This window comes from Streptomyces sp. NBC_00525, assembly GCF_036346595.1.
Classification (GTDB): domain Bacteria; phylum Actinomycetota; class Actinomycetes; order Streptomycetales; family Streptomycetaceae; genus Streptomyces.
The window spans coordinates 3886295-3899133 of the sequence record NZ_CP107834.1 but is presented as its reverse complement, the minus strand read 5'-3'; the positions used below and the strand labels follow the sequence as shown (position 1 = coordinate 3899133).

Below are 12839 nucleotides of genomic sequence, written 5' to 3'. Positions count from 1 at the left end.
ACCCACGCGGCCCGGTGCGTACGACATCGGCCATCGGGGGCTCTCCCGGCCGCATCGGTCATTTCGCGCGGCGGTGGCGGGTGGGCTGTGCGGTAGTGGTAGTCGGGTGCGGTTCCGGAGGGCCGGGGCCGGAGATCAGGAGGTGGCGGATGGCCGGGGTGATCCATGACACCGGGGACGTCGCGGACCCCGGCACGGCGCGGGCCGCCGTCTCCACGGGGCGGCTGCCGACCGCCGAGGCCGTACGGGCGACGCTGGAGGGGGTGCACCGGCGGTTCCAGGGCGACCGGGGCGGGCGGGTCGCCGACTACATTCCGGTCCTCGCCGAGGCGGACCCGGAACTGTTCGGCATCGCGGTCGCCCATGTCGGCGGCAGCACCTACACGGCCGGCGACGCGGACCACATGTTCTCGATCCAGTCCGTGTCCAAGCCGTTCGTGTTCGCCCTCGTGAACCACGAGTTGGGGCGCGAGACGGTACGGCAGCGGATCGGGGTCAACAGCACCGGCCTGCCGTTCAACTCCGTGCTGGCGGTCGAGCTGAACCACGGCAGCCCGATGAATCCCATGGTCAACGCGGGGGCCCTGGCCACGACCGCGCTGGTGCCCGGCGCGACGCCGCAGGAGCGGTGGGACTTCGTCCGGCGGGGCCTGTCCCGCTTCGCGGGCCGGGACCTGCTCGTGGACGACCGGGTGTACACCTCCGAGGCCGCGACCAACCAGCGCAACGAGTCCATCGCCCGGCTGCTGGACAGCTACGGCGCCCTCGCCGGGGACCCCGTGACCACCACGGACCTCTACACCCGGCAGTGCTCGCTGACCGTCTCCGCCCGCGACCTCGCGACCATGGGCGCGACCCTCGCCAACGGCGGCGTCTGCCCGCGCACCGGCGAGCAGGTCGTGGACGCCGGCGTCTGCCGCGACACCCTCTCCGCGCTCGCCACGGCCGGCCTGTACGAACGCAGCGGCGACTGGCTGTACGAGGTCGGCATGCCCGGCAAGAGCGGGGTGTCCGGGGGCATCATCACCGTCGCCCCCGGCAAGGGCAGCCTCGCGGTGTTCTCACCCCGCCTGGACGAGGCGGGCAACAGCGTACGAGGCCAGCGCGTGGCCCACTTCCTGTCCGGGGCGCTCGGCATGAACCTGTTCGCCTCGACGGCGCACGCGGAGGCGGCCGGTTGACGGCCGCCCCGTGATCAGCCCGCCGTGGCGTGCCCCAGGAACGCGGTCCAGGCATCCGGGGCGACGGCGAAGGTCGGGTCACGCCCAGGTGAGGCGTTGTCCGGCGGGTGCGACGTGCAGCCGCATCCGGTCGGCCGGCGGTCGCCCATCCGTCTGCCACCGCGTGATGCGTTCGGTGATCTGATCCCATAGGCGCGCCGGGCCGCCCTGTCGCACCATCCACCGCGCGCCGTCCTGGAAGAGGACCGCCCAGGCCCCGGCGTCCACGTCGATGACGACGTGCTCCGTCCGGCCCTCCCGTTCCAGCCTGAGCCGCTGCGCACGCGGCGCGGCGAACTGCGCGACGAACCGGACCTCCCAGTCGTCGAGCACATCCGCACCCAGCTCGGCGGGCACCGCGTCGCCCTCACTGAGATTCGGCAGCATCCCGAGCGGGGGCGGAAGGTGGGGACGGGCCAGCATGAACGAGACCTGCCCACCGAGAACCGGGCCGCTCGCCGTGCCGTCGTCGGCGACCGTGAGCCGTACGAGTTCGGATGCATGCATCCATCCGCCGACCGTGACCAGGACCTGACCGCCGGGCCGTGTCTGCGTCAGCCATTCGACCGGCACCGTGTGCACGCCGCATGTAGCGATCACACGGTCATACGGACTTCCCGCCTCGTAGCCCGCCAGGCCGTCACCGACCACGCGGGCCGGCCAGTATCCGGCGCCCGACAGGGCCATTCCGGCACGGGCGGACACCTCCGCGTCAACCTCGACCGTGGTCACGTTGTCCTCGCCCACGACATGGCACAGCAGCGCGGTCGAGTAGCCCGTGCCCGTGCCGATCTCAAGAACGCGCGTCCCCTCGGTCACCCGCAGGTCTTCGAGCATCCGCACGACCAGACTCGGCAAGGTGGACGAGGACGACGGGGCCGCCGCGATGCGCCCCTCGACCTGGTTGGGGAAGACGCCCCCAGCCACCTGCGTCACGAGGCTGTCGTCTTCGTAGACTCGCGCGAGTCCTTCCGGGGAGTCCCCGGCTGCAGGGCGGTACCAACCGCCGTCCTCGTACTCGAACCAGCCGCACGAGAGGAACGCCTCGCGGGGCACCGACATGACAGCCGCCTCCCAGTCCGCGCTGCGTAGCGGGCCGGACTTGGACAGGCGCCGCGCAAGGTCGGCCCGCAGGTGTTCCGAGGGCAAGGGGTCAGTCATGCTGACTCGCTCCGTTCTCCAGCAGGTCTGCGATTGCGTGTGTGATGGGCAGTCCGGCCGCGTCTTCGAGCCACGCCCACTGGCCGTTGGGGTTGCACTCCAGGAACCACCATGCGCCGTCAGCGGTCACGGAGAAGTCGAAGGCGCCGAAGTTCAGCCCGAATCCGGCGAGGAACCTCACCAACGCCTCGCGTATCCCGCCCGGGCAGGCGACCGGCTCATAGGTGAGGCTCCGGTACTCGGCTCTCCAGTCCACGACCCCGGGCGGCGCGGTGATGCGCGCGCTGAACACCTGCTCGCCGACGACGACCGTCCGCACGTCCGCCACCTTCGGCACCCGCTCTTGGAACAGGTGCGCGCTGTGCCTCACCGCTCCGTCGATCTCGCCCGCCTCGACCGGGGCCGCCCAGATTCCGGCCGGCTCACCCTCGACCTCGTACGCCCCGGCGTGCAGGGGCTTGTAGATGGTCGGCCGTTCGGCGCAGAACGCCTTGCCCTCCATCGGATCGTTCGTGATCAGGGTGGCGGGAACCGTGAGCCCGACCCGTGCCGCCGCGTCCAACTGCGCGGGCTTGTACTCCGCTCGTGCGATGGCTTGCGGGTGGCTCAGGTACAGGCACCCCGGCAGCGCGCCCAGCACGCCACTCAGGCCGCGCCGGTTCTCCTGCGTGGCGAACCGGGCCGCCTGCTCGCCGCTCCCCGTCGGGTAAGGGCTCGGGCGACGGTGGTACAGGGCGCGCACGGCGGACAAGTCGGCCGTACGCTCCCCGACCGTGAGCCGCCCGCCCCATCCGCCCGCCCCCATGTGCGCGGCGAGCACCGCGGGCGTCGGGAAGTCGCGCCCAGGGTCGAACCGGAGAACAGGCACCCGGCGCCGGTTCAGTTCTGCGATGACCAGATCAGCGGTGGCGTCCTCGTACTCCGTGCAGACCAGCACCGGGCGCCCGTCCATGGCTCTCCCCCTAGTCCTGTGTCGCGTCGTGACCGGAATCGGCGTCCATCTTGCCGTCCTTGCCGACCTGTGTGGGCGGGTAAGTGTTGACGGACGTGCCGTGCTTGCCGAGTTCGGCCGGCGTCATCGCTCCGCCCTCCCCAAGCCATCGGCCGGTCTGCGTGTCCGGGTCGATGCCCGCGTATCGCCACGGCGAGGAAGAGCCGTTGCGCAACGGAGCCATACGGCGCAGCCCCCACGGGGCCTGTGCGGTCGTCTGCGTACCTGTGGCGCTTGTCTGCAAGATTCCTCCTCGGTTGCTTCCTACGGTGTCGCGCAGGACTCGCCCCGGCGGGGGGCGGAGTCTTCGCAGGGAGATCTGCCGCTTGCATGCCCGGCAGTACGTCTTGCCGTCGCGCTTCTCGGTCTGCCGGTGCTGCCGCAGCGCCTGTTCGCCACGGCTATGAACAGATCACCACTGATCACCGATGACCGGGACTCGGCGAACGGTGGCGAAGAACGGCGAAGGACCCGGCGCGCAACGGTGGCGATCTCGGCGAATTCCGGCGAATTGCTCGGCCTTGTTCCGTGCCGCCCACTCAGCTTCTACGCTGGTCGGATTCAGCACCCGGAGGCGTCCATGGCAAGGCCCCCGACCGGTCGGCGACCCAACGCGTTATTGGCTCACTGGTTCACCCGCACCGGCATGTCCCGCGTAGGGCTGGCGCGCGCCGTCACCGACCGTGCCGTCGACCTCGGACACCGGGGCATCGGCACGGACGAAAGCCGCGTACGCCGCTGGCTCAATGGCGAGACACCCCGCCCACCCGTACCGCAGCTCATCACAGACGTCATCAACGCCCGCCTCGGCCTGCATCTCACCTGCGCAGACCTCGGCTTCCCCGGCCCCCGAGATGTCGAAGGCGCCCGCCGCCATCCGGATTTCCCGTGGGAGGCCCCCAGCACCATCGACGCCCTGGCGGACATCACCCGGAGCGAATTCATGCTGCCGACAACCCGCACCGGCTCCGACGCTCAAGGCGTACACGCCGGCGACGACCTGCTCGCGCCCCTCCAGCACTGGGCCTCGGCCACCCCCACCGGTGACGGAACCGAAGTGGGGGCCACACGCTCAGGGCGCATCGGAGCCGCTCAGGTCGAAGGCATCCGAGCGGCCACGGCCACCTTCCGCGACCTGGACAATCGCCATGGCGGTGCCCTCTCCCGCAAAGCCGTTCTCGGACAACTCGACGACGCCGTCGCCATGCTGAACTCGTGCTCCTACACCACAGCGACCGGCCAGGCCCTCTTCTCCGCCGTCGCCGACCTCGGGTCCGTGGCCGGATGGATGACCTTCGACGCCGGCCGCCACGCCGCCGCACAACGGCTGTTCGTCACCGCCCTGCACGCCGCCTCCGAAGGCGGAGACAAGGCCCTGGGTGCTCACATCCTGCAATGCATGGCCCGGCAGATGTCCCACCTGGAACGCTACGAGGACGCACTCGACCTGATCGCGCTTGCCCAGTTCGGTGCCCGCCGCCGCATGTCCCCCGCCACTGTTTCGATGCTCGCCTCCCTCGAATCCCGCTTCCACGCCATCTTGGGCAACCTCGACGAGAGCGAGCGGGCAGCCGACCACGCCCAAGAGACGTTCACTCGCGTCACACCCGGCGCCGAACCCGCGCACATGACGTTCTTCGACACTGCGGAGCTGTCCGCCACCATCGGAGTAGCGCACCAGATCGCTGCCAAGCACAGCACTGCCGCGCATCGCGCAAGGCGTGCCGAGAAGTCCGTCTCACTGATCAGTCGCGCACTCGACAACCGGCCCGAGCACCGAGTACGCAGCAAAGCCTTCGACCATCTCGGCCTGGCCCGCACCTATATCGCGGCCGAAGAACTCGACGGCGCACTGCTTGAAACCGAACGCGCCCTCGACCTCTTCGGCGTCATCGAATCCCGCCGTGTGGCCGACCGCCTCGTGGAGCTCCATGACGAGGCGAAGCCCTTCGCCGGCGGACGAAGCGGCGGAAGGCTGCGAGAACTCATCGCCGCTGCCACAGCGGTGTAGCCGAAGGCTGCGAAAATCCGCACGGTTCGGCGTGGCTCAGGCTGTCTGGAGAGCGGCGTAGCCGTTCTCCAGAGCCTTCTTTGCGAGGCGCGCAACCGCCTTCGGTGATCAGCCCGCCGTGGCGTGACCCAGGAACGCGGTCCAGGCATCCGGGGCGACGGCGAAGGTCGGACCGTCGGTGACCTTGGAGTCCCGGACGTGGACGGTGTGGGGGCAGGTTGCGACCTCGACGCAGGCTTCGCCCTCATTGTTGCTGTAGCTGGACTTGCGCCAGTCGTAGGCGACTTCGATGCAGGCTTCGCCCTCGTTGCCGCTGTAACTGGACTTGAACCAGGCCAGCCCGGACACGTGGCTCACAGTTGTCTCACCTTCGTCTCGATGGCCTCTACGGACTTCCAGGGATTGAGCGCCTGAGCCCGCAGAATGCCGAAGAGGTCGACCATGTCTCCCACCTGCTCCGGCTTTGAGAACAACCTACCGCCGCCCTGCGCCTCCACGTACAGCAGACCGCGCCCTTCCGCCGTGGTCATCAGCTGCATCGGTCCCATCAACCCCGCGTGCGTGTGCTGCGCGGACGGCATCACCTGCACCGTCAGGTGGTTGTAGCGCTCGATACAGTCCAGCAGGTGCCGCAGTTGCTCCTTGAGCACCTCCGGGCCACCCAGCGTTCGGTCGAGCACCGATTCCTCAATGACGAAGCCCACGCGCGGCGGCGGCGTACGCTCCAGCACCGCCTGCCGTTCCAATCGCGCTTCGACGTGCTGGATGATCTCGGCTTCCGTGTACGCCGGAACGCGTGCGCGGTACAGCGCGAGGGCGTAAGCCTCCGTCTGGAGCAGCCCCGGAATCAGCATCGTCTCGTAGGCACTGATGACCCGAGCCGTCCGCTCCAGCTTGGCCCAGTTCAGGAACTTGGGCGCGTACTTCTCCTCATCCACCAGGTCGCAGCACGCCTTCAACGCCCCGTTCGCCTGGTACAGGACCTCCGCGTCCGTCAGCAGTTCCAACGACGGGATGCGTTCCGCGCGCTCCACCGCGCCCAGCAGCGATTCCGAGACGAGCAGTTTCTCGGAGGCCGCCTTCTGCGTGAACCTCGCCCGCACCCGGTGGATACGCATCAACTCCCCTACGAGCTTCCGCCCGTGACTCACCTCATCGCTCGTCCCCACAGCTCACCACCCCTTCCCCACATCGCCTCGATGTGGATCGTGTACTCCTGGTCACGCTACGCATATGGCGGAATGCTCATAGCCATGAAGCCGAAGAAACTCCCCGAATGGGTTCCCTCCTCGGGGCATCAACTCCACTTGACCGGTATCCACTTCGACGCCATCCGGATGCGGGGCGTACGGGGCGAGGCGACTGTGCACCATCTGATGACCCTCACGGACGGTGATCCGGGGCCAGTCGTACGGGAGATCTCTGGGGCGCGGTGGACCTACTTCCTGCTGGAGCCCGGCACCAGCCAGGACTTCGACTGGCCCCCGGGCGCCAAGTGCTTCGGGCCGGCCGCCTGGGACCAGTACGTCGGAATCCCGGCAGCCGAGGGCAACACCTACCCACTGAGCTGGCGTTGCGGCCCCCCGGAGGAAGGCGACTTCGTGGACGCGGAACTGCTGCACGGCGTAGTGACGGCCCAACTCGTCGCCGGCGAGTAGCCGCCGCCACCGTTGGCCGGCAAGAGCAGGTGCTGGCGCCGCATGCGCTCCCGGCTTACCGGAGATCGACCGTGGCGCCGCTTTGTTCGAGGAGTCGCACGATGTCTTCGAAGTAGGAACGTCCGTCCTTCGGGTCATCCACGACGTCCGCCAGGGCGCGGCGCGCGATCTCGGAGTTGCGCCAGGTCAGGGTGAAGGGAGGGGTGACTCCGAATCCTCCGCTCAGGCAGTCCTTGAAGGAGTTCCACTCCCGGCCGAAGTAGCGGCCGGGTCCGAGCAGGGCCTCGGCGATCGCGCAGTGCAGTCCTGCGGCGTCCGTGACGAACCGGCCGTCGAGGTGGTGCTCACCGCCGGACCGGTCCGGCCGGGGCGCGGGCATCCGCCAGGCGCGGGTGGTGAGGTCCAGCCACGCGTCCCTGCCCCGCGAGTCGTACGGCGCCCACAGGTTGGGTTCGGCAGGCGGGCCCTGGTACCACTCCGCCCAGATCGGGCGGGTCGCCGGGGATGGCCGGTCGTCGCCACCATCGGTGAGGGTGATGTCGACGAGAGTGCCGCCGAGCACGGACGGTCGCGCTCCGGTGATGGCCAGGCCCACGAGGTGGGAGGCCATCACGGCACCATGACGGTCCAGAACCAGGAGGGAGGCCCAGTCCCGCTCCGACCGCCGGGGTCGTCGCAGCGCCGCGAGCAAGGGCTCCGCAGGCTCGCAGCCGATCAGCTCCATCGGAACGGGGGCCGGGTCCGCTCGCGGCCTGAACAGGCCGTCCACGCCGGAGCACCGGCCCGCACTCGCTGTTCCCACGAACAGTTCGAAGCGCGGCCTCACGGGTAGTCCGAAGAAGCCCTCCTCATTCCTGACGCCGGCGCCGAGCACAATGTCGTACCGTTCCGGATCGGCCGGGTGGGGCTGGCAGGCCAGCACGACCGCATCGACGAGGGTCCACCACTGCACGGGCTGCTCGCCGTCCCAGACCTCCACGCACACGTCGCCCGGACTCCGTAGCGAGACGCCGGGCTCGGCCAATACCTCGCCCAGGAGGCCGTTAAGGCGACACCCTCGGAGGGTGAGTACCTCCCGCGGCGGCGGGGCAGGGTCGACGAAGAACCCTTCGACCCCCGCGCACCTCCCCCAGAGCTGTTCCACGCCGTCTTCGTCCTCCTGAGCCAGGAGGTACTTCACCGGAAAACCCCGGCCCCACACGGCGTGATCCGCGACGCGCACCCAACCCCCGAGCATGTGAGCAACCCTCGCACACCTCACGTTCGCTTGAAGTACTCGATTTCGCCCAGGGCTATCGGGTGGCCGTCCTGTTGGCCCGTGGCCTCTCGTATGACGAAGGTGATGGATACGACGTCGCTGATGCCCATGCGTAGGGTCTGTTCGCCCGGTTTGTCGGCCAGGGGCATCTTCTTCTCGTGGGTCTTTCCGTCCTTCGTCTTGATGAGCAGGTTCGCGCTCGTCGGGCGGGCGCCCTTGTGGAAGTTCTCCGGCTTCTTCGAGATGCCCGTGTAGACCGTGACGCCGACCAGGCGGAACGGGTTCTCGAACTCCGCCGTCAGCGCGTCGCCGATCTTCGGCGCGCCCCAGTACGTGTTCGTCAGCTGGTCCACCGCATCCTTCGCGGGGTGGCCCGCGGCCGACGCGCTCGCGGAGACGTGGGCGGGGCTCACCTCGCCCGTGCCGCCGAGCTTGTCGCGTACGTCCTCCACGACGTAACGGCCCGCCGGGAACAGCAGGAATCCCCCTACCAGGAGTCCCGCGATCACCAGCGCGATCAGGGTGCCCCGCAGCAGCCGGCCCGAGCCCGCCCGCACCCTGCGGTTGAACGGCCAGCGGGTCCGCCACCACGGCAACGCGGCGGCCGCCGCCCGTGGCTTGAGGGGCTGCGCGCAGTTCCGGCAGAACGTGCGGCCCGGCCGGTTCTTCGTCCCGCACGACGGGCACGGCTCACCGTCCGCGTCCTCCTCGGCCGCCACCGTACGGACGGTGGGGCGCGCGGCGACCGGTACGCCGGGGCGCACGGCCCCGATCGGCTCCTCCTCCGGCTCCGGGCGCGTCGGCTCCCGGCGCGGCGGTTCCGGCCGCGCCGGCCGTACGGGGGCGGGCGCGGGGCGGGAAGCGGGGGTGCGCGGAGGCTCCGGGGTCGGGGTCGGGGTCGGCGCGGGGCTCTGCTGCGGGGCGGGGCGTGCCTCCGGCCGCGGTGCCGGGGAGGGCTCCGGCGCAGGCGCCGATGTCGGGGCCGGGCGCGGTGCAGGGGTTCGCGGAGTACGCCGCTCGGGGCGGGGGCTCGGCTCCGGCTGCCGCTCCGGCCTGGCTTCCGGCTCCGGTACCGACGGTTCCGAGGCCGACGGTTCCGGGGCCGTACGCCGCTCCCCCTCCGGTACGGCGGGCGCGGGCGGTTCCGGTGCCGGTTCCGGTTCCGGGTCGGGGGTCCGGGCCGTCCGCGGTCCCCCGCCTCCGGGTCGGGACGACCAGCCCAGATACGTACCGCAGCTTCCGCAGAAGTCCTCGTCCTCCGCGTTCGCGGCGCCGCAGGCCGGGCACGGGCGGGTCATGTCGGGCTCCCTGGGGTGTCGTGGGGCGGCAGGATCTCCACCCGGCAGGTGAGGTGCGCCGGGCACGAGGCGCGGACCACCGTCAGCACGCGGGACTCGTCCACCGGGTGCGCGGGGCGCAGGCGTACCAGGAGTTCCCCGGTCGGGGCCGGCGGCAGCGGGGAGTCCGGTTCCGGCGACCAGGTCACGCCGCCGCCGTCCACGATCTCCGCCTCCCCGCCGAAGCAGAGGCGCAGCAGGTCCGCCAGGCCCTGGCGGGTGCCCCGGCGGCGGTGGAGTTCGACGGCTCGGGCGACTGCGGCGCGGCGCTGTTCGACCGGCCAGGCCGGGTCGATGCCGGCCCCGACCCAGGAGGACAGCCAGGGCAGGAAGTCCTCCGGGGTGAGCGCCGGGTCGAAGTAGGCGGGGAGATTGTCGAGGGTGGAGAGGACCGGGGCGAGGACGGTGTCCAGGCCCGCCGTGAAGCGCTGTGCGAAGTCGTCGTCCGCGTACATGGCGGGCAGTTGCGCGCCGATCGGGTAGCGGCTGGGGAGTCCGGGGACGGCGGCCCTCGTCATGAGCGCTCCCCGGTGGCGGTGACGGCGATCTGGTGCTGGTGGGAGAAGACCAGCGCGTTGGCGGCGACGTCGATCCGGTCGACCGCCCCGCCGCGCCTGCCGGTGAGCGGGTCGGCGGGGAAGAGGCGGACCTCCTCGACCAGGCGGACGCCGGGCACGGCCTGGAGGACGGCGAAGACCTCCCCGTACTGCACGGGCCTGCCGAACGCCCAGCCGGTGCCGTCCGCGCCGCCCCGCAGCGGGTCGATGTGGGCGAAGAGGGCGTCGAGCGCGGCGGCCCGGACGCTGTCCGTGTCGCCCTCGTCGGCGACCAGGCCCGCGACCACCGTGACGCCCTGGTAGGCGGGGGGTTCGACGACCAGGCGGGTGCCGACGAGGCGGCGCTCGTCGAGCCGACCGGCCACGGCCGCGAGGACCGGGTCCGGCGGGACGAGCTGTTCGAAGCGGAGCCGGCCGCCCTCGTCGGGGACGGCGTCGGGGACGACCAGGACCCGGACCGCGCCGCCCTCGCCGGGGGCGGCGGGCAGGCAGCGGACCCGGCGCAGCGAGGGCGCGGCCTCGCGGGCGATGGCCTCGTAGTCCTGGGCGGTGACGGCCCGTTCCTGGACGCGGAGGATCTGCGGGGCGCGGATCTTGGCATTCTCGACGGTCTCGCCGTCCACGCCGCCGCGCGCGGCCTCGCGGTTGGTGACGCCGGCGACGTACGGGACGGAGCTGCGCAGGACGCGGATCGCGCCGCGCGCCACGTTGCCGGCGGCGCCGCCGCCCGTGCGGTAGCGGGCGAGGCGGATGTGGGCGCCCTTGGCGGGCACCGCCCCGTACGCCCGCATGGTGCCGTCCTGTTCGCGGACCTCCGGCGGGAAGGCGAACCGGCCGGCGACGGGGTCCACGCGCACATGCCGGTCGCCGGGGCCGGAGGCGCCGAAGTGCTCGACGGGCGTCCAGGTCTGCCAGCCGTCGTCCGAGGACACCTCGACGAGCGGCGGTTCGCCGTCGAGCAGGACGGGGGTGCGGGGGGCGGCGAAGGTCTGGCCCGCGACGCCTTCGGAGGTGCCGAGGGGCACGTCGTGGACGGTCTCCGCGTGTTCGACGCCGATCGTGCCGCCGACGGTGAAGACCTCGGCCTCGCGGATCGTCGGGGACTCGGAGTAGAAGGGCTGGCCGGGTTCGGCCTCGGTGACGCGGCAGCGCAGCCAGCCGGCGCGGGTGCCGGCGGCGACGGACATGGTGTGTGCGGCGGGCACGAACACCGTGATCTCGCCGGGCTTGTTGAGCCCGCCGGTGGAGTCGGTGCCGGTCGCGCAGGTCACCCAGCGGGCGCCGTCCCACGCCTCCCAGACGAGCGGCGGCTGCCGGGGGTCGACGCCGACGCCCTCCACCCGGCTGTCCAGGCGTACGGCGACGATGCAGCGGGGCACGGCGGTGGGCAGTCCGAACAGCAGGGCGTCGCCGGGCTGCGGGCGGGTCTGGAAGCAGGGGATGTCGCGGCCCTCGCCGAGCGGCCCGGTGCGGTCGGTCTGCTCGCCGCCGACCGGGACGGTGACGAGGCGGACCAGGGAGCTGGGCACGATGGCCAGGTCCTCGTCGGTGGAGAAGACGACCGCCTCCTCGGTCTCGCCGCGCGCGGTCGCCACCTCCGTACCTGCGGGCAGGCGCACGGTGTCCGGCTGCGGCGCGGACAGCCAGAAGTCGACGTCGGCGCGGGCGGCGGCGGGCGGGTAGAGCTGGACGCCGAGGAGGTCGAGGAAGGCGTGGTAGTTGCGGTCGGGCACCCGGTTGAGCCGGTACAGCAGCTGGTCGACCATGTACGCGAATGTCTCGATCAGCGTGACGCCGGGGTCGGAGACGTTGTGGTCGGTCCACTCGGGGGTGCGCTGCTGGACGTACCGCTTGGCCTCGTCCACGAGTTGCTGGAAGCGGCGGTCGTCCAGGTTGGGCGGGGGAAGGGACATCAGCGGGCTCCCGCTTCCGGGATGGTGTAGAAGGGGAAGACAAGGTTGCGCAGGTCGTTGGTGGACCGCACGGTGTAGTGCACGTCGATGTAGAGGGTGCCCTCCTCGACGGTGTCGAACGCGACGACGACGTCCCGGACTTCGATGCGCGGCTCCCAGCGCTCCAGCGAGGTCCGCACCTCGTGCGCGATGCGTCCGGCGGTCGCGCCGTCGCCGGGCGCGAAGACGTACTCGTGGATACCGCAGCCGAATTCGGGCCGCATGGGACGTTCGCCGGGCGCGGTGCCGAGGATCAGGCCGATGGCCTCCTCGATCTCCTGCTCGCGCTCGACCATTCCGATGCCGCCGGTGGCGCCGACGCGCATCGGGAAGCCCCAGCCCCGGCCGATGAATCCCTCGCTCATACCGGGCCTCCGATGAGGACGTTCGGCGCGCCCATGATGATCTTCGCGCCGCAGCTGGTGGTGTCGCCCATGCGGGCGGCGGGCAGCCCGCCGATGAGGACGGTGCCGGCGGCCGGGTTCGGCATGATGACGTTGCCCGGTCCGAGCAGGGCGTGCGGGGGTATCACGCACACGTGCAGGCTGCCGGTGACGGCGGCCGGCTTGCCGCCGATCAGGACGGTGGCCACGGCCACCGCGCCCGGCGGCGGGGTGCCGATGACGCCCCCGTGGACGGTGGGGTCGCCCGTTCGGGCTGCCTGGGGCATGACGGTTGCTCTCCTCGGTGATGC

Annotated in this window: 14 protein-coding genes; 3 read left to right on the top strand and 11 right to left on the bottom strand. The window is 71.3% G+C overall.

The genetic code is table 11. The annotated features are described in order from the left end of the window. Positions 1–149 precede the first annotated feature (149 nt). Positions 150–1181: a glutaminase A gene (glsA, locus tag OG710_RS17405; protein ID WP_330240162.1), complete on the top strand. Its 1032-nt coding sequence runs from the start codon at positions 150–152 to the stop codon at positions 1179–1181. A gap of 78 nt (positions 1182–1259) precedes the next feature. Here the strand turns inward: glsA and tgmC are convergent, their stop codons facing one another. From tgmC to tgmA, 3 genes are read right to left on the bottom strand one after another with little or no spacing between them, the layout of a single operon-like run. Then, the gene (gene tgmC, locus OG710_RS17400; protein WP_330240161.1) at positions 1260–2381 is read right to left on the bottom strand and encodes an ATP-grasp peptide maturase system methyltransferase; all 1122 of its coding nucleotides are present in this window, start codon (positions 2379–2381) and stop codon (positions 1260–1262) included. Then, the gene (tgmB, locus tag OG710_RS17395; protein ID WP_330240160.1) at positions 2374–3333 is read right to left on the bottom strand and encodes an ATP-grasp ribosomal peptide maturase; all 960 of its coding nucleotides are present in this window, start codon (positions 3331–3333) and stop codon (positions 2374–2376) included. Before tgmB ends, tgmC begins: the two co-directional genes overlap by 8 nt. Before the next feature lie 10 nt (positions 3334–3343). Next, entirely contained in the window at positions 3344–3616 is a 273-nt protein-coding gene (gene tgmA / locus OG710_RS17390; RefSeq protein ID WP_330240159.1) for a putative ATP-grasp-modified RiPP, read from the bottom strand. A 129-nt stretch (positions 3617–3745) separates the two neighbouring features. Between tgmA and OG710_RS17385 the strand changes: the two genes are divergently transcribed. Then, a complete protein-coding gene (locus OG710_RS17385) occupies positions 3746–5383 on the top strand; it encodes a transcriptional regulator (protein ID WP_330240158.1) in 1638 nt (545 codons plus the stop codon). A gap of 108 nt (positions 5384–5491) precedes the next feature. On the opposite strand, the gene OG710_RS17380 is transcribed toward OG710_RS17385, so the two are convergent. Both OG710_RS17380 and OG710_RS17375 read right to left on the bottom strand, forming a co-directional pair. Then, positions 5492–5740: a DUF397 domain-containing protein gene (locus OG710_RS17380; RefSeq protein ID WP_443064270.1), complete on the bottom strand. Its 249-nt coding sequence runs from the start codon at positions 5738–5740 to the stop codon at positions 5492–5494. Next, the gene (locus OG710_RS17375; protein ID WP_330240157.1) at positions 5737–6501 is read right to left on the bottom strand and encodes a DUF5753 domain-containing protein; all 765 of its coding nucleotides are present in this window, start codon (positions 6499–6501) and stop codon (positions 5737–5739) included. The genes OG710_RS17380 and OG710_RS17375 overlap by 4 nt, the downstream gene beginning before the upstream one ends. A 189-nt stretch (positions 6502–6690) precedes the next feature. On the opposite strand from OG710_RS17375, the gene OG710_RS17370 reads away from it, so the two are divergent. After that, on the top strand, positions 6691–7041 hold the full coding sequence (locus OG710_RS17370) for a hypothetical protein (RefSeq protein ID WP_330240156.1): 351 nt from the start codon (positions 6691–6693) through the stop codon (positions 7039–7041). A 55-nt stretch (positions 7042–7096) separates the two neighbouring features. Here OG710_RS17370 and OG710_RS17365 read toward each other — a convergent pair whose 3' ends face one another. The 6 genes from OG710_RS17365 to OG710_RS17340 all read right to left on the bottom strand — a co-directional run bounded on the left by OG710_RS17365 (position 7097) and on the right by OG710_RS17340 (position 12815). Next, entirely contained in the window at positions 7097–8026 is a 930-nt protein-coding gene (locus OG710_RS17365; protein ID WP_330240155.1) for a barstar family protein, read from the bottom strand. A 272-nt stretch (positions 8027–8298) separates the two neighbouring features. Continuing rightward, positions 8299–9063 (bottom strand): zinc ribbon domain-containing protein, encoded by a 765-nt coding sequence (locus OG710_RS17360; protein WP_330240154.1) that lies wholly within the window; start codon positions 9061–9063, stop codon positions 8299–8301. Between the two features lie 530 nt (positions 9064–9593). Next, positions 9594–10154, bottom strand: a complete 561-nt coding sequence (locus OG710_RS17355) for a phage tail protein (protein WP_330240153.1) — start codon at positions 10152–10154, stop codon at positions 9594–9596. Further along, complete coding sequence (locus OG710_RS17350; protein ID WP_330240152.1) at positions 10151–12106, bottom strand: putative baseplate assembly protein; 1956 nt, start codon at positions 12104–12106, stop codon at positions 10151–10153. The genes OG710_RS17355 and OG710_RS17350 overlap by 4 nt, the downstream gene beginning before the upstream one ends. Beyond that, positions 12106–12510, bottom strand: a complete 405-nt coding sequence (locus OG710_RS17345; protein WP_330240151.1) for a GPW/gp25 family protein — start codon at positions 12508–12510, stop codon at positions 12106–12108. The genes OG710_RS17350 and OG710_RS17345 overlap by 1 nt, the downstream gene beginning before the upstream one ends. Next, positions 12507–12815 (bottom strand): PAAR domain-containing protein, encoded by a 309-nt coding sequence (locus tag OG710_RS17340; RefSeq protein WP_330240150.1) that lies wholly within the window; start codon positions 12813–12815, stop codon positions 12507–12509. The genes OG710_RS17345 and OG710_RS17340 overlap by 4 nt, the downstream gene beginning before the upstream one ends. Between the last annotated feature and the right edge of the window lie 24 nt (positions 12816–12839).

Coding starts and splice junctions, on each gene's coding strand:
- glsA (WP_330240162.1), top strand. CDS start 150: ATGGCCGGGGTGATCCATGACACCGGGGACGTCGCGGACCCCGGCACG.
- tgmB (WP_330240160.1), bottom strand. CDS start 3,333: ATGGACGGGCGCCCGGTGCTGGTCTGCACGGAGTACGAGGACGCCACC.
- OG710_RS17375 (WP_330240157.1), bottom strand. CDS start 6,501: ATGCGTATCCACCGGGTGCGGGCGAGGTTCACGCAGAAGGCGGCCTCC.
- OG710_RS17345 (WP_330240151.1), bottom strand. CDS start 12,510: ATGAGCGAGGGATTCATCGGCCGGGGCTGGGGCTTCCCGATGCGCGTC.
- OG710_RS17355 (WP_330240153.1), bottom strand. CDS start 10,154: ATGACGAGGGCCGCCGTCCCCGGACTCCCCAGCCGCTACCCGATCGGC.
- OG710_RS17340 (WP_330240150.1), bottom strand. CDS start 12,815: ATGCCCCAGGCAGCCCGAACGGGCGACCCCACCGTCCACGGGGGCGTC.
- tgmC (WP_330240161.1), bottom strand. CDS start 2,381: ATGACTGACCCCTTGCCCTCGGAACACCTGCGGGCCGACCTTGCGCGG.
- OG710_RS17350 (WP_330240152.1), bottom strand. CDS start 12,106: ATGTCCCTTCCCCCGCCCAACCTGGACGACCGCCGCTTCCAGCAACTC.